Source organism: Micromonospora alfalfae (genome assembly GCF_022230925.1).
GTDB lineage: Bacteria > Actinomycetota > Actinomycetes > Mycobacteriales > Micromonosporaceae > Micromonospora > Micromonospora alfalfae.
On sequence record NZ_JAKKFH010000022.1, the window covers coordinates 23,126 to 40,278 of the forward strand.

General features: G+C 71.4%; 18 protein-coding genes and 1 riboswitch. Of the genes, 15 read left to right on the forward strand and 3 right to left on the reverse strand.

All coding sequences use genetic code 11. The annotated features are described in order from the left end of the window. Nucleotides 1-60 precede the first annotated feature (60 nt). The 8 genes from odhI (at nt 61) to MED01_RS18350 (ending at nt 6,337) form a co-directional block, all read left to right on the forward strand. Complete coding sequence (gene odhI / locus MED01_RS18315) at nt 61-513, forward strand: oxoglutarate dehydrogenase inhibitor Odhl (RefSeq protein ID WP_007071101.1); 453 nt, start codon at nt 61-63, stop codon at nt 511-513. Between the two features lie 50 nt (nt 514-563). Beyond that, complete coding sequence (gene ftsR / locus MED01_RS18320; RefSeq protein ID WP_238669783.1) at nt 564-1,265, forward strand: transcriptional regulator FtsR; 702 nt, start codon at nt 564-566, stop codon at nt 1,263-1,265. Between the two features lie 185 nt (nt 1,266-1,450). Then, nucleotides 1,451-1,915 (forward strand): bifunctional nuclease family protein, encoded by a 465-nt coding sequence (locus MED01_RS18325; RefSeq protein ID WP_030327706.1) that lies wholly within the window; start codon nt 1,451-1,453, stop codon nt 1,913-1,915. Between the two features lie 160 nt (nt 1,916-2,075). Further along, on the forward strand, nt 2,076-2,672 hold the full coding sequence (locus tag MED01_RS18330) for a MerR family transcriptional regulator (RefSeq protein ID WP_196923083.1): 597 nt from the start codon (nt 2,076-2,078) through the stop codon (nt 2,670-2,672). Nucleotides 2,673-2,930: 258 nt separating this feature from the next. Beyond that, complete coding sequence (locus tag MED01_RS18335) at nt 2,931-3,329, forward strand: group I truncated hemoglobin (RefSeq protein ID WP_091397976.1); 399 nt, start codon at nt 2,931-2,933, stop codon at nt 3,327-3,329. Between the two features lie 2 nt (nt 3,330-3,331). Beyond that, entirely contained in the window at nt 3,332-4,513 is a 1,182-nt protein-coding gene (locus MED01_RS18340; RefSeq protein ID WP_238669784.1) for a globin domain-containing protein, read from the forward strand. A gap of 52 nt (nt 4,514-4,565) precedes the next feature. Beyond that, nucleotides 4,566-5,261, forward strand: coding sequence for a DivIVA domain-containing protein (locus MED01_RS18345; protein ID WP_238669785.1), 696 nt, complete (start codon nt 4,566-4,568; stop codon nt 5,259-5,261). A gap of 434 nt (nt 5,262-5,695) precedes the next feature. Beyond that, nucleotides 5,696-6,337: a class I SAM-dependent methyltransferase gene (locus MED01_RS18350; RefSeq protein WP_308193512.1), complete on the forward strand. Its 642-nt coding sequence runs from the start codon at nt 5,696-5,698 to the stop codon at nt 6,335-6,337. Between the two features lie 20 nt (nt 6,338-6,357). On the opposite strand, the gene MED01_RS18355 is transcribed toward MED01_RS18350, so the two are convergent. Continuing rightward, on the reverse strand, nt 6,358-7,014 hold the full coding sequence (locus tag MED01_RS18355) for an SDR family oxidoreductase (RefSeq protein WP_238669787.1): 657 nt from the start codon (nt 7,012-7,014) through the stop codon (nt 6,358-6,360). 100 nt (nt 7,015-7,114) lie between these two features. Here MED01_RS18355 and MED01_RS18360 point away from each other — a divergent pair, with 100 nt between their 5' ends. From MED01_RS18360 to gcvP, 3 genes are all read left to right on the forward strand, one after another. Continuing rightward, nucleotides 7,115-8,182, forward strand: a complete 1,068-nt coding sequence (locus MED01_RS18360) for a MerR family transcriptional regulator (protein WP_238669788.1) — start codon at nt 7,115-7,117, stop codon at nt 8,180-8,182. Nucleotides 8,183-8,282: 100 nt separating this feature from the next. Beyond that, entirely contained in the window at nt 8,283-9,125 is an 843-nt protein-coding gene (locus tag MED01_RS18365) for an NAD-dependent protein deacetylase (protein ID WP_238669789.1), read from the forward strand. Between the two features lie 84 nt (nt 9,126-9,209). Further along, nucleotides 9,210-9,308, forward strand: a riboswitch (glycine riboswitch). A 73-nt stretch (nt 9,309-9,381) separates the two neighbouring features. Then, nucleotides 9,382-12,204, forward strand: a complete 2,823-nt coding sequence (gene gcvP, locus MED01_RS18370) for an aminomethyl-transferring glycine dehydrogenase (protein ID WP_238669790.1) — start codon at nt 9,382-9,384, stop codon at nt 12,202-12,204. A gap of 124 nt (nt 12,205-12,328) precedes the next feature. Here gcvP and MED01_RS18375 read toward each other — a convergent pair whose 3' ends face one another. Then, complete coding sequence (locus MED01_RS18375) at nt 12,329-12,529, reverse strand: DUF5999 family protein (protein WP_007460326.1); 201 nt, start codon at nt 12,527-12,529, stop codon at nt 12,329-12,331. 123 nt (nt 12,530-12,652) lie between these two features. Between MED01_RS18375 and MED01_RS18380 the strand changes: the two genes are divergently transcribed. After that, the gene (locus MED01_RS18380; RefSeq protein ID WP_372493675.1) at nt 12,653-13,873 is read left to right on the forward strand and encodes a chorismate-binding protein; all 1,221 of its coding nucleotides are present in this window, start codon (nt 12,653-12,655) and stop codon (nt 13,871-13,873) included. A gap of 32 nt (nt 13,874-13,905) precedes the next feature. Continuing rightward, a complete protein-coding gene (locus MED01_RS18385) occupies nt 13,906-14,415 on the forward strand; it encodes a peptide deformylase (protein WP_091398002.1) in 510 nt (169 codons plus the stop codon). Here MED01_RS18385 and MED01_RS18390 read toward each other — a convergent pair. Further along, nucleotides 14,412-15,182: a sulfite exporter TauE/SafE family protein gene (locus MED01_RS18390; protein WP_308193508.1), complete on the reverse strand. Its 771-nt coding sequence runs from the start codon at nt 15,180-15,182 to the stop codon at nt 14,412-14,414. The two genes, MED01_RS18385 and MED01_RS18390, sit on opposite strands and share 4 nt — an antisense overlap. A gap of 184 nt (nt 15,183-15,366) precedes the next feature. Here MED01_RS18390 and MED01_RS18395 point away from each other — a divergent pair, with 184 nt between their 5' ends. Then, the gene (locus MED01_RS18395; RefSeq protein WP_238669791.1) at nt 15,367-16,146 is read left to right on the forward strand and encodes an endonuclease/exonuclease/phosphatase family protein; all 780 of its coding nucleotides are present in this window, start codon (nt 15,367-15,369) and stop codon (nt 16,144-16,146) included. A gap of 107 nt (nt 16,147-16,253) precedes the next feature. Then, on the forward strand, nt 16,254-17,054 hold the full coding sequence (locus MED01_RS18400; protein ID WP_238669792.1) for an alpha/beta hydrolase: 801 nt from the start codon (nt 16,254-16,256) through the stop codon (nt 17,052-17,054). The last annotated feature ends 99 nt before the right edge of the window (nt 17,055-17,153 follow it).

The window sequence follows — 17,153 nt, forward strand, 5'->3', positions numbered from 1 at the left end:
GCCCGGCGGCCAGACCCGCCATTACCCGACGCCGACCGAACAGATCCGTGAGGTGGTCCCATGACGCGGCCAGACGACGAGTTCCCCCCACTCGACGTCACTTCGACGCTCAATCTCGGTTCGCTCGACGAAGTGCTGGAGGGGCCGGATACCGATGTGGTGCCGAGCCGGATGTCCGGTTCGTTGCCGCCGGGTATGGCGCTGCTGGTGGTTCGTCGAGGTCCGAATGCGGGTGCCCGGTTCTTGTTGGACCACGATGTGACGACCAGTGGCCGGCACCCGGACAGTGACATCTTCCTGGATGACGTGACGGTGTCGCGTCGGCACGCGGAGTTCCACCGTGATGGTGGGACGTTCACGGTGCGGGACGTGGGCAGCCTGAATGGCACGTACGTCAATCGTGAGCGGGTTGAGGCGGCCACGTTGAGTAATGGTGACGAGGTCCAGATCGGTAAGTTCCGGGTGGTGTTCATCGCCGGTCCGCGCCCGGAGGAGGAGGCCGGCCGGGGGTGAACGAGCCTGCGGCCTCCATGTCACCCGGGGCGGCTCGGTCTGAGCCGCTGATGAGCATCGGTGAGGTGCTTGGGCAGTTGCGGGTGGATTTTCCGGATACCACGATTTCGAAGCTGCGGTTTCTTGAGGCCGAGGGTTTGGTCGAGCCGCAGCGGACGGCGGCGGGTTACCGGAAGTACAGCTGGGACGATGTGGCGCGGTTGCGGTTCGTGTTGACCGCGCAGCGGGACAAGTACCTGCCGTTGCGGGTGATCCGGGAGCAGTTGGCCCAGTGGGATTCGTCCGGTGAGCAGCCGGGGCGGTCGCGGCCGGCATTGGTGGCGGTTGGTCCTGATGGTGCGGTGCCGGGTCGTGAGTTGGCGGAGCCGGCCGAGTCGTCGCAGGTGCGGCTCGGCCGGTCGGATCTGGTGGCGCGCAGTGGGATCGACGAGTCGACGTTGGTGGAGTTGGAGCGGCTCGGTGTGCTGGTGTCGGATCCGCCGGGTTGGTATGACGCGGATGCGCTGATCATCGCGTCGGCGGTGGCGGGGTTGGCGGCGTACGGGTTGGAGCCGCGGCACCTGCGGGGTTATCGGACGGCGGCGGACCGGGAGGTCGGTTTGTTCGCGCAGTTGGTGGCGCCGTTGGCACGGCAGAGTGATCCGGCGGCGCGGGCGCGGGCGGCGGAGACGGCGCGGGAGTTGGTGGCGTTGTCGGAGCAGTTGCACGCCGCGTTGGTGCGGGTGGGGCTGCGGTCGACGTTGGGTCGGTGAGGGTGCCCGGTGGGTGGCGGCTGAGCGGAAAGATCTCTTCCGGGAAGCGTGCCGTAGGCTTGCCGGGGTAACCCCTTTTCGGCGCGGGCGTGGTGCTGTAGCGCGTGGGACGGCCGTGTTGCGGTCCGTGTACGGTGCAGGGAAGGGCGCGGTGCGGCGTAGGTGACAACGACACGGAGGCGGCGGTGCGCGAGCTGAGCGTGGTCGGAGTTCGGGTGGAGCTGCCCAGCAACCAGCCGATCGTCCTGCTCAGGGAGGTCGAGGGGGACCGCTATCTGCCGATCTGGATCGGCGCGGTCGAGGCCACGGCTATCGCTTATGAGCAGCAGGGGGTCAAGCCGGCCCGGCCGTTGACGCATGATCTTCTGCGGGATGTGTTGGCGGCGTTGAAGGCGCCCTTGCAGGCGGTGGAGATCACCGAGCTGAAGGAGAACGTCTTCTACGCGGATCTGTTGATCGGCGATGGGGTGCGGGTGTCGGCGCGGCCGAGCGATTCGATCGCGTTGGCGTTGCGGGTTGGTGCGCCGATTCGTTGTGCGGAGCAGGTCCTCAGCGAGGCGGGGATCGTTATCCCTGATGAGCAGGAGGACGAGGTGGAGAAGTTCCGCGAGTTCCTGGAGCAGGTGCGTCCGGAGGATTTCGCGGGCTGAGGTGTGCCTGGGCTCGGTTGGTGATCTTTCTCGGTGGCTGCGCGGCGTGTCGCGTCGGTTCCTCCGTGGTAACCCCTGACGGTGGCGATAGGGTTTCCATGTCGAGGGGTGCGCGTCGGAGGAAACGATGCGTCGCCACACTGACGGGGAGGTTGTCCGGATGCACGAGCCGCGGGATTCCGATCCGGGTGCAGAGTTCGACGAGTCGGGTGCCTCGTCGCCAGGTGTGGCGGCTGAGGGTGACGGTTCGGTTGGCTACCGGGGTGTGACGGCCTGCCACGCGGTGGGCATCAGTTACCGGCAGTTGGATTACTGGGCGCGGACGACGCTGGTGGTGCCGAGCGTTCGTGACGCCTCGGGTTCGGGGACGCAGCGGTTGTATTCGTTCCGGGACCTGGTGGTGTTGAAGGTCGTGAAGCGGTTGTTGGATGCGGGGGTGTCCCTGCAGAACATCCGTAAGGCGATCGAGGCGTTGCGGTCGCGTGGTGTGGAGGATCTGGCGGGGATCACGCTCATCTCTGATGGGACGACGGTGTACGAGTGCCGGTCTCCGGAGGAGGTGGTGGACCTGTTGCAGGGTGGCCAGGGGGTCTTCGGCATCGCGATCGGTGGGGCCTTCAAGGAGATCCAGGGGTCGTTGTCGCATCTGCCGGCGGAGCCGGCGACGAGTGGTCCCGTGGAGCCGGCGGTGGCGTCGGGCTCGGATCCGGTGGGTGACGAGTTGGCGGCGCGGCGGGCGCGGCGGCGCGCCGGCTGACCGTTCGGTCTTTCGGTTTTTTTCCGGTTGTTTTCTCGCGACCGTCGGTGACGGTGGCGGGGTTCTGTCGGGCTTGTCGGTCCACTGTGGATACCGTGGGTGTCGTGTTGGTGGCCCATTGTGGAGATACCCAACGGTAGTGGTGACGCAACGTGTCGGCGTGTTGTCGGGTATCCGATATGGGGGCGCTGACCGGAGGCGGTCGACACGCTATGGTCCCTCACGGTTCTGGACCCTTCATCCCCGGAAGGAACGACCGTGACGGTTACGGAAGAGACTGCTCCCGCCTCGCACTACGACCGTATTGGCGGTGCCAGTTCGGTCAAGGCAGCGGTTGAGCTGTTCTACGACAAGGTGCTCGCGGACCCGGAGTTGGCGGGCTATTTCGCTGACGTGGACATGGCGGGTCAGCGGCGGCATCTGGCGTTGATGTTGACTGTGGTGCTGGGTGGCCCGAACGAGTACACGGGTCGCGGGTTGGCCGAGGCGCACCAGCCGTTGAACATCACGGTGGGGCACTACGCGAAGGTGGGCGAGCACCTGACGGTGACGCTGACCGAGCTGGGGGTGCCGGCGGACATCCTCGCCGATGTGCAGACAGTGCTGGGGCAGGTGCAGGGCCAGGTGGTGGCTGCCGGGAACAGGTCGGGCGCCTGAGCGTGGACGCGGCTCGCCTCAAGCAGAGCTGGTCGGTGGTCGCCGGTCACGGCGACCAGGTGCCGCTCTACTTCTACTCGACGTTGTTCCTCGCTCATCCCGAGACGCGGCAGATGTTCCCCACGAACATGGCCGGTCAGCGGGACCGTCTCGTGACCGCGTTGGGTCACATCGTGTCCAACGTGGACCAGGTGGACCGGCTGGTGGGTTTCCTGCAGGATCTCGGCGCGGATCACCGCAAGTTCGCGGTCCGCGCGGAGCACTATCCGGCGGTCGGTGAGGCCCTCGTCGCGACGTTGCAGCATTTCCTCGCCGAGCAGTGGACCGACGAGTTGGCTGCGGACTGGACGGCCGCGTACGGGTTGGTCGCCCAGGTGATGATGGAGGCCGCGCAGGCCGCTGAGGCGGTCAATCCGCCGTGGTGGGTGGCGGAGATCGTGGCGCATGAGCGGCGGGCGTTCGACGTGGCGGTGTTGACGGTGCGTCCGCAGTACCTGTTGCCGTTCACGCCGGGTCAGTCGATTGGTGTGTCGCACCCGTCGGTGCGGTCGTGGCGGTACTACTCGCCGGCGAACGCGCCGCGGGCGGACGGCACGTTGGAGTTGCATGTGCGGGCCGCGCCGGGTGGCGCGGTGTCGTCGCGGCTGGTGTACGGGTCGGCGGTGGGGGATCGGATCCACCTGGCGGCGCCGGTGGGGGATCGGCTGGGGTTGTGGTCGGCGGGCTCCAGTGACCTGTTGCTGTTGGTGTCGGGTACCGGCTGGGCGCCGGTGAAGGCGTTGGTGGAGCAGGTGGCCGCGGAGGGTTCCCGTCGGCGGGTGGACCTGTACGTGGGGGCCCGGTCCCGCAGCGAGTTCTACGACAGCGACGCGATCGACAAGTTGGCGTCGTCGTATTCGTGGTTGACGGTGACGTACGTGGTCGGTGCCGACGTGCACCGGCCGGGGGAGTTCGTGCAGGCGGTGGACCGGGCGTTGGCCGACGGTGACTGGCGGTCCCGGCATGTGTTCGTGTGTGGGTCGGACGAGATGGTGTCGTACGCGGTGCGGACGTTGGTGCAGGCGGGTTACCACGCGGGTCAGGTGCACCACGAGGGCCTGGGCGCGCAGTGGTACGGGCCGGCGTGGCGGACGGCGGTGCAGCAGTCGGCTGCGGGTGACACTTCGGGAGGTGGGCACAGGTGAGCGCGACGAGTGAGCTTGCGAGCCCGGCGGTCGCGAACGGAGGTCTGCACAGGTGAGTGCGACGCCGATCAGTCGGTATGACGGGGTGCAGGTTTCCGGTGGTGTGCAGGTGCGGATGACCGCCGATCGGGTTCGGCGGTGGGAGTTCGGCGCTGCGTCGTTCGCTCGGCGTGGTTACGACAACGCTGACGTGGACCGGTTCCGGGTGCAGGTCGCTGACGAGTTGGACCTGTTGGCGACGCAGATCGCGACGTTGCGGGCGGAGAACGAGCGGCTGAACGACCGGGTGGAGTTGCACCGGCACGGGGTGATTCCGAGTACGGGGGCGGCGGCGAAGGTTCCGGCGGCGCGGGAGGTGAATCTGCTGTCGGCGGCGCAGCGGGAGGCCGAGCAGATCATCGCGCAGGCGCATGACTACGCGCGTCGGGTCGCCGAGTACGCCCGGGTGCAGTACGAGAGTTACCTGCACGCGGCGGAGGCGGAGGCGAAGCAGGAGGCGGAGCGGGCGGTGGCGGAGTACCGCAGCGCGGCGGGGCCGAGCTTCGACGACACGGTGGCGACCCGGGAGGCGTTGCGGATCTTCGGCGAGATGATGGTGTCGCACATGCAGGCGGCGGCGCGGCATCTCGACGACGGCAGTGAGCAGTTGGCGCGCACGATGGATCGGATCGCGGCGGAGACCCCGGGTGCGCCGTTCGCTGGTGGCGTGGTGGGTCAGTCGGCGTTGCCGCGGCACCAGCAGCGCTGAGTGGCCGGGTGGGGTGCGGTGACGGGGACCCCACCCGACGCGCTGGCGGCGGTGGCATAGTCGGAGGGGTCAGGCGGGGCTGACCCGTGGCCCGCCCCTTGGGAGAGGCGCCGTCGTGTCAGTATCACCGTCCCCACCCGGCGGGTCAGCGGACCCGCTGGCCACGTTGGAGGCGTCGGCGTGGGCGTTGGCGGCCGCGGTCGGCACCATGAGTGACGCCCTGTCGGCTCCGCTCGCCGAGGTCCTCGCGGCGTCGCCGCACCGCAGCGCGGTGCTGGAGGCCGCCGGTCTGCTGTCCTGGGACGGCGGGGCGCCGGTCGCGCACCCGTCGCTGGTGCCCGCCGACGGGCAGACCGGGCGCAGCGCGGTGCAGGCGCGGTTGAGTTCGCTGCGGCAGGCGGTCGCCGCGGCGGCGCAGGAGCCTTCCCGCGGTGGTGGGGCCGGCTGGGCGCAGGTGGACGACGAGGTGTTGCTGCATCAGGGTCGGGCGTCGGCGGCGACCGGCCGGGCGTTGGCGAACCGGGTGGTGCCCGAGCTGGCGGGGCTGGCCGGAGCGTCTGGACTCGGCGGACGCCCGGGTGCTGGACGTGGGCACCGGTGTGGCGGCGTTGGCTGTTGCCCTGGCGCGCGCGTTGCCCCGGGTGTCGGTGGTGGGCATCGACGTGCTGCAACGGGCGTTGGACCTGGCCGGCGGGGAGCTGGCCGAGGCGGGCGATGTCGCGGACCGGATCAGTCTGCGCCGTCAGGACGTGGCGGAGGTGGCCGAGCCGGGCGGGTACGACCTGGTGTGGGTGCCGGCGCCGTTTCTTCCCCAGCAGACGTTGACGGTCGCGTTGCCGCGGCTGGTGCAGGCGCTGCGGCCCGGTGGCTGGCTGGTGGCCGGCACCAATCCGCCGGCCGGGGACCCGTTGCGGGCGGCCGTCAACCGGTGGAACGCCGTGCGCAACGGCGGCAACGCGTTCGACGCCGACCGGATGGCGGAGGTGCTGGCGGGGGCCGGGTTGGGTGACGTTCGGCGTTTTCCGACGGTCCCCGGCGGGCCGGTGTTGGTCGCCGCGCACCGCCCGGGCGGCTGAGGGCGACCCCCGGCGGGTGGTCAGCTGGCGGCGGCGCGGACGGCCTCGGCGATCGGGGTGGGCCCGTCGACGAGTTCCAGTGTCGCGCCGGTGGTGCGCGGTTCGTCGAGCAGCGCGGCGAGGACGTGCGCGACGTCGGTGCGGCTGATCGCGCCACGGCCGGCGTGGGGGGTGAGGGTGACCCGCCCGGTGGGTGGGTCGTCGGTGAGCTGGCCGGGTCGCAGCACCGTCCAGGCCAGGTCGCGGCGGCGCAGGTCGTCCTCGGCGGCGCGTTTGGCGCGCAGGTACGCCGCCCACACGTCGTCGGTGCCGGGAGCGGGTGGTGTGTCCACCCCCATGGAGGAGACGAGCAGGTAGCGGTGGACACCGGCGCGGGTGGCGGCGTCGGCGAGCAGCGCGGCGGCGGCCCGGTCGACGGTGTCCTTGCGGGCGGCGCCGCTGCCGGGGCCCGCACCAGCGGCGAAGACGACCGCGTCGGCGCCGTGCAGGTGCTCGGCAACCTGTTCGAGTGCTGTGTGTTCCAGGTCGCAGACGACGGGGGTGGCGCCGGCGGCGCGTAGCGTCGCGGTCTGCTCGGGGTTGCGGATGAGGCCGACGGCGGTGTCGCCGCGCCCGACGAGGTGGCGTTGCAACAGTAGGGCGATCTTGCCGTGGCCTCCGGCGATGACGACGCGCATGCGCCCAACCTACCGGCGTCACCGGCTTGACCTTGACCTTCGGGTAACCCTGAGCCTGGTGGGTGCCGGTCGCCGTGACCGGTGCGAGGAGGATGCCGACGTGGGGCTGATGACCATCGGGGCGTTCGCCCGGGCGGCGATGCTGACACCGAAGGCGTTGCGCCTGTACGACCAGGTGGGGCTGCTGGTGCCGGCCGCTGTCGATCCGGAGTCCGGTTACCGGCTCTACGACCCGGGTCAGCTGCCGGTGGCTCGGCTGGTCGCCCAGTTGCGTCGGCTCGGTATGCCGTTGGCGACGATCCGGGTGGTGTGCGGCCTGGAGCCCGCGGCGGCGGCTGAGGCGGTCACCGCGTACTGGCGGCAGGTCAGCGCCGACACCGCGGCGCGCGCCCGGCTCGCGACCCTCCTCGTGGACCACCTGTCTGAAGGGGGCACCACCATGTCTGACCCGAGTCCCACAGTTGCCGTCCGCTGCGCCGCCGGTTGTGACAGCGGGCTGGTGCGCGACAGCAACGAGGACACCGCGTACGCCAGCGGGCGGTTGCTCGCCGTGGCCGACGGTATGCGGGGGCCCGGCGGGGCGGCCGCCAGCGCCGCCGCCGTCGACGCCCTGAAGCCGTTGGCGTCCGCCGACGTGCCGGCCGCCGACCTGCTGACGTTGCTGGCCGGTGCGGTGAGCGACGCCGACAGCGCCGTGCACGCGTTGGCCACCGACACCGACCAGCCGGTCACCACACTGACCGCGTTGCTGCTCAGCGGTTCCCGGCTGGCGCTGGCGCACGTCGGTGACACCCGGGCCTACCTGCTGCGCGGCGGTGAGCTGTCGCTGCTCACGCAGGATCACACCTGGGTGCAGGCCCAGGTTGATCAGGGCCGGCTCGACCGGGACCAGGCCGCGGCGCATCCGCAGCGCGCGGTGCTGGTGCGCGCCCTCGGTGGCGGCCGGCAGGTCGAGGCGGATCTGGCGCTGCGTACCGCGTTGCCGGGTGACCGGTATCTGTTGTGCTCCGACGGGCTGTCCGCCGTCGTCGACCGGGCCGATCTGGGGTCGGCGTTGGCCGCGACTGACGATCCCGAGGACACGGTGCGGGGCCTGATCGAGTTGGCGCGGGCCGAGGGGGCGCCGGACAACATCGCCTGCGTCGTCGCCGACGTCGTCGCGGTGTAGCCGTCGCCTGCGCCGCCGAGCCCCGCGCCGGGTGGGGCCGCCCACCCGCCCGGCGCGGGGCTCGGCGTTGGTGAACGGGTTGAGGCAGCATGGAGAGGTGATGGAGAGTTTCGACGCGTTGACCTCGCTGGTGGCCGGTGGCGGGGTGGTGGTGCTCAGCGGCGCCGGCCTGTCCACCGAGTCGGGAATTCCGGACTACCGGGGGCCCAGCGGGGTGGCGCGGCGGCACACGCCGATGACCTTCCAGGCGTTCACCGGCGATCCCCTGGCCCGGCGGCGTTACTGGGCGCGGAGCCACCTGGGTTGGCGGTTGATCGCGGGCGCGGCGCCCAACGCCGGGCACCGGGCGGTGGCCGGGCTGCAACTCGCCGGGCTGGTCGACACCGTGATCACCCAGAACGTCGACGGTCTGCACGGTGCGGCCGGCAGCCCGTCGGTGATCGAGTTGCACGGCCGCCTCGACGAGGTGACCTGCCTGGACTGCGGCAACCTGACCTCCCGGGAGGAGCTTCACCGGCGGTTACGCGAGGCCAACCCGGAGTTCGTGGCCCGCGTCGCCGCGGTCAACCCGGACGGTGATGTTGATCTCCCTGATGAGCAGGTGGCCGCGTTTCGGCCGGTGGACTGCGGGATCTGCGGCACCGGGATGCTGAAACCGGACGTGGTGTTCTTCGGTGAGACGGTGCCGCCGCAGCGGGTGACGCGGTGCTTCGCGGCCGTGGAGCAGGCCCGGTCGTTGCTGGTGCTCGGGTCGTCGTTGACGGTGATGTCGGGGCGCCGGTTCGTGATTCGGGCCGCGAAACGGGGCATCCCGGTCGCGATCGTCAACCAGGGGCCGACACGTGGTGACGGGTACGCCACAGTGTGCGTCGACGCGCCGCTGGGCGCGGTGCTGCCGCAGTTGGCCGGGCGGGTCGGCGCCGGGGCGCCGCTGGGGGTGTGACGCGTCGCAGCCCGGGTGGGCACCCGGCCCGGGGGTAGGACATCCGCCGGAAACACCAACGCTGGTAGCGTTGACCACGCCGGTAACACCCACGTGGGAGAGACCACCCGACAGCACGCAGGGCGGCGCCGAAGGGGCAAATCCTCCCCGGAACCTCTCAGGCAAAAGGACCTCGTGGGCAGGCACTGTGGAGTGCCCTGCGTGGGTGCGACAGAGGGGGAGGCCGACACGTCGACCTCGCCCCGGGAGTGCCCCTATGACCGTAGAGCAGTTCGCCACCCGTCACATCGGTCCCGGTCCCGACGATGAGCGTCGGATGCTGGAGGTCGTCGGGCACGGCTCCATCGACGAGCTGATGGACGCCGCGATCCCCGAGGTGATCCGCTGGCACGGCACCCTCGACCTGCCCGACCCGGCCACCGAGGCCGAGACGATCGCCGAGCTGCGGGCCCTCGCGGCGCGTAACACCGTCGCCGTCTCCATGATCGGGTTGGGGTACCACGGCACGCACACCCCGGCCGTGATCCGCCGCAACGTCCTCGAAGACCCAGCCTGGTACACGGCGTACACGCCGTACCAGCCGGAGATCAGCCAGGGCCGCCTCGAGGCGCTACTCAACTTCCAGACCATGGTCACCGACCTGACCGGGTTGGCCACCGCGAACGCCTCCATGCTCGACGAGGGCACCGCGGCGGCGGAGGCGATGACCCTGGCGCGGCGGGCCTCCAAGAGCAAGAGCGGCGTGTACGTCGTCGACGCCGACGCCCTGCCGCAGACCATCGCGGTGATCACCAGCCGGGCGGTGCCGCTCGGCATCGACGTGCGGGTCCTCGACGTGCAACGCGACGAGTTGCCGGCGGAGTTCTTCGGCCTGCACCTGCAGTACCCGGGGGCGTCCGGGGCGGTACGCGACCACGCCGGCCTCGTGCAGGCCGCACACGCCGTTGGCGCCCTCGTCACCGTCGCGGCGGACCTGCTGGCGTTGACGCTGTTGCGCGCACCGGGGGAGATCGGCGCGGACATCGCCGCCGGCACCACCCAGCGTTTCGGCGTACCGATGGGCTTCGGTGGGCCGCACGCCGGTTACCTGGCGGTGCGCTCGGGCCTGGAGCGGATGCTGCCCGGGCGCCTGGTCGGGGTGTCGCGCGACGCGGACGGCAACCCGGCCTACCGGTTGGCGTTGCAGACCCGTGAGCAGCACATCCGGCGGGAGAAGGCGACCAGCAACATCTGCACCGCGCAGGTGCTCCTCGCGGTGATGGCCGGCATGTACGCCGTCTACCACGGCCCGGACGGGCTGCGCGACATCGCTACGCGTACCCATGCGATGGCGGCGCGGCTCGCGGCCGGTCTGCGCGCCGGTGGGGTGGACGTCGCGGACGTCGCGTTCTTCGACACCGTCACCGCGACGGTGCCGGGCGCTGCCGCCGAGGTGGTGGCCGCCGCCGCGGACCGCGGTGTCAACCTGCGGCTGGTCGACGCCGACCGGGTGGGGGTGTCCTGCGACGAGACCACCACCGACGCGCACCTGACGCAGGTGTGGGCGGCGTTCGGGGTGCCCGCGTTCGACGGCGACGTGGACGCGGCCCTGCCGGTCGACCTGACCCGGACCTCGGACTTCCTGACCCACCCGGTGTTCCGCAGTCACCACTCGGAGACGGCGATGCTGCGCTACCTGCGGCGGCTGTCGGACTTCGACTACGCCCTGGACCGGGGCATGATCCCGCTCGGGTCGTGCACGATGAAGCTGAACGCGACCACCGAGATGGAGCCGGTCAGCTGGGCGGAGTTCGCGAACATCCACCCGTTCGCGCCGGACGCGCAGACCGTCGGGTACCGGGAGATGATCGGTCAGCTGGAGTCGTGGCTGGCCGAGGTGACCGGCTACGACGCGGTGAGCGTGCAACCCAACGCCGGTTCGCAGGGCGAGCTGGCCGGGTTGCTCGCCATCCGCTCGTACCACGCGTCGCGGGGTGAGACGCACCGCGACGTGTGCCTGATCCCGTCGTCGGCGCACGGCACGAACGCGGCGTCGGCGGTGATGGCCGGCATGCGGGTCGTCGTGGTGGCCTGCGACGACAACGGCAACGTCGACCTCGTGGACCTGGACGCGAAGATCGACAAGCACCGTGACGCGCTCGCCGCGATCATGGTGACGTACCCGTCCACGCACGGTGTGTACGAGACGGGCATCGCGTCGCTGTGCGCGAAGGTCCACGACGCCGGTGGGCAGGTGTACGTCGACGGGGCGAACCTCAACGCCCTGGTCGGGTTCGCCAAGCCCGGCAAGTTCGGCGCCGACGTGTCGCACCTGAACCTGCACAAGACGTTCTGCATCCCGCACGGCGGCGGTGGCCCCGGGGTGGGCCCGGTGGCGGTGCGCGCGCACCTGGCGCCCTTCCTGCCCGGTGACCCGCTGGGCGCACACGTGGACGCCACGCCGGCGATCTCGGCGGCGAAGTACGGGTCGGCGGGGATCCTGCCGATCCCGTGGGCGTACCTGCGGATGATGGGCGCCGAGGGGCTGACCCGGGCCACCGGTGTGGCGGTCCTCGCGGCGAACTACGTGGCGGCGCGGCTGCGGGGGTACTTCCCGGTGCTGTACGCCGGCAACAAGGGCTTGGTGGCCCACGAGTGCATCCTCGACCTGCGGCCGTTGACGAAGACGACCGGGGTGAGCGTCGACGACGTGGCGAAGCGGCTGATCGACTACGGCTTCCACGCGCCCACGATGTCGTTCCCGGTGGCGGGGACGCTGATGGTGGAGCCGACCGAGAGCGAGGACCTGGCTGAGCTGGACCGGTTCTGCGACGCGATGATCGCGATCCGCGCGGAGATCGAGCAGGTGGGTTCCGGGGCGTGGCCGGCGGGGGACAACCCCCTGGCGAACGCGCCGCACACCGCGGCGATGGTCAGCGGTGACGAGTGGTCGCACGCGTACCCGCGGTCGGTGGGCGCGTACCCGGCCGGGGTGGACCGGGCCGGGAAGTACTGGCCGCCGGTGCGGCGCATCGACGGCGCGTACGGCGACCGGAACCTGGTCTGCTCGTGCCCGTCGCCGGAGGCGTTCGAGGACTGACGACGGCGCGCCGGGGCGGGCGGTACGGCCTGCCCCGGCAGCCGCTGCGACCTGGGCGGGGACGTCCCTTACCGGGGGACTAGCCTGAGTCGACGGCGGCTAAACGGTGACGCTGAGTGGTCGATTAGGCCACGAGAGCGTGGCGGGCGGGGCCGCGGTGCGGTGCGATGCTGCTGCCGTCGGGAAGCAGCTCGCCGGTGTCCTCGAAGACGATGACACCGTTGCAGAGCAGGCTCCAGCCCTGCTCACGGAAGCAGGCGAGGACCCGCGCGGCTTCCCGGTCGGTGGCTTCAGCGGAGGGGCAGGTCGGTTGGTGCTGGCACATCGGGTTCTCCGGACTGTGGGGGCACTGTGTCATGGTTCACATGACCAGTGACGCACAGTACCAAGCGAAAGTGTCCAGCATCGAGCAGGTGCCCGCCTGGTGCACGGGAAATCCACTGAACGGATGAGGAAGGTTGGACCGTACGGCGTGGAAACGCTCCCACACGTGTGGGCCGCGGACAGCGGGCCCGCTGCGTCGATCGATGTACCCGCCGCGCCGGCCGCCTGCCGAGGTGCGCTGACCGAACGCGCCCGCCTGCACTGGTCCCGCGGCGACGGCGGCGACCCCGCGACCCTCGCCGAGGAGTTCCTCGCCGCGCACGGCCTGCCCCTGCACGACCTGACCCGACCCGCCACCACCCAGCACGGCACCGGGGTCTGCGGCGCGGCGCTGTACCTGTCCGCCGCCGCCGGGGCGCTGCTGGCCGGCGCACCCACCGGGGCACCCGAACCCGCACCGGCCCTGCCCGACCTCGCCGTCGTCGTCTACCAGCACGGCACCCCCCGGGTCACCCGACCCGGCCCACCGCCGCAGTGGCGCCTCGGCGACTGGGTCGAGAGCTGGACCCCCGCCCAGCACGCCGCCGCCGTCGACGCGGTCCGCGCCGCCATCGGCCGCGGCGACGTCTACCAGAGCAACCTCGTCGGCCACGCCGCCGCCCCCTACACCGGCGACCCGCTGCCCGCCCTGAGCCGCCTCGGCGCGCTCCCCGGCGCCCGCTACGGCGGCATCCTCACCGGCGACGGCTGGGCCATCGGCTGCGCCTCCCCGGAAACCCTCGTCGAGGTCACCGACGGGCAGGTGATCACCCGACCGATCAAGGGCACCCGCCCGGCCACCGCCACCGGCCGCGCCGAACTGCTCGCCAGCGCCAAGGAACGCGCCGAACACATCATGATCGTCGACCTGGAACGCAACGACCTCGCCCGCATCGCCCGCACCGGCACGGTCACCGTCGACGAACTGTTCGCCGTCCGCCGCTGGTGCGACCTGTGGCAGGCCGAGTCGACAGTCCGCGCCACCGCCGACGACGGCCTCGGCCTCGCCGACCTGCTGCGCGCCACCTGCCCCGGCGGCTCCGTCACCGGCGCGCCGAAACTCGCCGCCCTCGCCCAGATCAGCGCCCTCGAACCCGTCGGCCGGGGCGCCAGCATGGGCGCGCTGGGCTGGGTCGCCCCGGGCCACGTCGACCTCGGCCTGACCATCCGCACCGCCGCCGCCGACGGTCAGCGGCTGCACACCTGGGCCGGCGGCGGCATCACCTGGGACAGCGACGCACACGCCGAGGTCGCCGAGGCCGCCGCGAAAACCAGCCCGATCCGCGCCACACTGGCCGGGCGCTGACCGCGGCACCGCACGGCGATACGCTGAACCTCATGACCATGCGGCCCATCCGGATCATCGGCGACCCTGTCCTGCGCACCGGATGCGAACCGGTCACCACCTTCGACGCGGAGCTACGCGCCCTCGTCACCGACCTGATGGACACCCTGCTCGGCGCCCCCGGCCGCGCCGGCGTCGCCGCACCGCAGATTGGCGTCAGCGCCCAGGTGTTCGTCTACGACGCCGACGGGCACCGCGGCCACCTCATCAACCCCACCCTGGAGCTGTCCGACGAACTCCAGGACGACGAGGAGGGCTGCCTGTCCATCCCCGGGCTGTACTTCCCGACCGTGCGGGCCCTGCACGCCACCGCCCACGGCGTCGACCAGCACGGCGAGCCGCTGACCATCGCCGGCAGCGGGTTCCTGGCCCGCGCCCTGCAACACGAGACCGACCACCTGGGCGGGAAGCTCTACGTCGACACCCTGCGCGGCGACACCCGCCGCCGGGCCCTGCGCGAGATCCGCGCCGGGCGCTTCGACTCACCCAGCCGCCGCGGCTAACTCACCCACTGGTCGTGGCCCAGCTTCGCGACCAACGCCACCACCACCACCAGCAACACCACCCGCACGAACCCGGAGCCGCGGCGCAACGCCATCCGCGCCCCCAGCACCGCGCCGGCGATGTTGCACACCGCCATGCCCGCGCCCAACAGCCACCACACGTGCCCGGTCACCCCGAACACCACCAGCGCGCCCAGGTTCGTCCCCGCGTTGACGACCTTCGCCATCGCCGAACCGTGCACGAAGTCCGCGCCCACCACAGCGGTGAACGCCAACACCAGGAACGTGCCGGTCCCGGGACCGATCAACCCGTCGTACAGGGCGATCCCCACACCGGCCACCGCGATCACCACGCCCACCCGCACCGGGGTCCGCCTCGCCGGCACCGCCACCACCCCCATCCGGGGACGCAGCAGCACGAACACCGCCACCGACACCAAAACCACCAGCACGACCGGCCGGTACGCCGACGCCGGCACCGCCCCGGCCAACGCCGCACCCACCCCCGCGCTGAGCACCGCGACCCCCGCCGCCGGAGCCGCCACCCGCCAGTCGACCTTGGTCCTGCGGGCGTACGTCGCCGCCGCCGTGGCCGTCCCGAAGATCGCAGCCAACTTGTTGGTGCCCAACGCGGTGGCCACCGGCAACCCCGGGGCAGCCACCAACAGCGCCGGCAGCAGCAACAACCCGCCACCACCGACCACTGCATCAACCCACCCGGCCATCGCGGCGGCAGCCAGCAGAGTACTCAGCGTCACGGCGTCCACGGGCGGCAATTCTTCCCACCCGACACGCCGCAACGGGCACCCGAGTGGCCAGCCTCACCCGCTCACCGACCCCGCGTACGCCGCAACCACACCCCCAACGCTCCAACCGCCACGAACACCAGCACCGAACACAGCAAGACCTTCACCACCCGGCAACCATGCCACGGGCACGTAAGGTGCAGGAGTGCGCCTGGCCACCTTCAACCTGCTGCACGGACGGTCCCTCACCGACGGGCTCGTCGACTCCGACCGACTCACCGCCGCCATCGGCGCCCTCGACGCCGACGTCCTCGCCCTCCAGGAGGTCGACCGCGACCAACGCCGCAGCGGCAACCTCGACCTCACCGCCATCGCCGCCCGCGCCCTCGACGCACCCCACCACCGCTTCGCCGCCGCCGTCGTCGGCACCCCCGGCGAACAGTTCCGCCCTCTGCGCCACGACGACGACGGCCACGGGGAACCCTGCTACGGCATCGGACTGATCAGCCGACACCCCGTCCGCAGCTGGCAGGTCACCCGACTCAAGCCGGCGCCGGTGCGCTCACCGGTCTACGTTCCCGGCCCCCGCGGCGGCCTCATCCTGCTGCACGACGAACCCCGCGTGGTCCTCGCCGCCGTCCTGGACACCCCGCACGGCCCCCTCACCGTCGCCGCCACCCACCTGTCCTTCGTGCCCGGCTGGAACGCCCGCCAACTACGGCAGACCGTCCGCGCCCTGCGCGCGCTACCGGGGCCCCGCGTCCTGCTCGGCGACCTCAACCTGCCCGCCGGCGCGGCCCGGCTCATCTCCGGCTGGCACCCCCTGGGCCGACGCCCCACCTACCCGTCCGGGCAGCCCCGCGTCCAACTCGACCACATCCTCGCCGACCGGCACGCCCTCGACCAGCTCCCACCCGTGCGCGCTGTCACCGCACCCTCGTCCACCATCTCCGACCACCGCCCCCTGCTGGTCGACCTCGGCTGAAGATCCACGATCGAAACCCGGACATCGCGGCTCACGAATGTCTAGGGTTGGGCTCGCCGGCACCACGTGTCGCGCCATCGCCACAGCCGCACCACAGGGAGCTGACAGTGAGCGACACGCCGGACACGATCGTCCTCATCCACGGGTTCTGGGTCACCCCCCGCAGCTGGGAACACTGGGTCACCCACTACCAGGACAAGGGCTTCCGGGTGCTCACCCCCACGTACCCCGGGCTGGAAGGCGAGGTCGAGGCGATCAACGCCGACCCCAGCCCACTGGAGACGCTGACCGCGCCACAGATCATCGCGCACCTGTCCGCGGTGGTCGACGCGCTACCCACGCCACCCATCCTCATGGGCCACTCCGCCGGTGGGGCGTTCACCCAGGTGCTGCTCGACCGCGGCTACGGCGCCTCGGCTGTCGTGCTCAACTCGGCACCCACCGAAGGCGTCAAGGTGACCCCCTTCTCGCAGCTGCGCTCCACCTTCCCGGTGCTGCGCAACCCCGCCAACCGCCACCGCGCCGTCGGGTTCACCTTCGAGCAGTGGAACTACGCGTTCACCAACACCTTCGACGAGCAGACCGCCCGCGCCCTGTACGAGCGCTATGCCATCCCCGCCGCCGGCGGCATCCTCTGGGACAGCGTCCTGGCCAACCTGCTGCCCGGCCCCCAGGACATCGCCGTGAACTACCACAACGACCAGCGCGCGCCGCTGCTGTTCATCTCCGGCTCGGAAGACCACATCATGCCGCCCAGCGTGCAACGCGCCAACGCCGCCCACTACAAGAGCGACACCCTCACCGAGGTCGAGCTCTTCGAGGGGTACGCCCACCTGCTGCCCGCACAGCAGGGCTGGCAGCGCATCGCCGACGTCGCCCTCGACTGGGCCCTGCGCCACGCCCGCTGACCGCGGGCCCACCGCGCCGACCGTTCGGCCCTCGCCTTACTGAAATCCGGGGCAACAACGTGCCCCGGACACCGCGCCTTGCGGAAAACCGGAACGAAC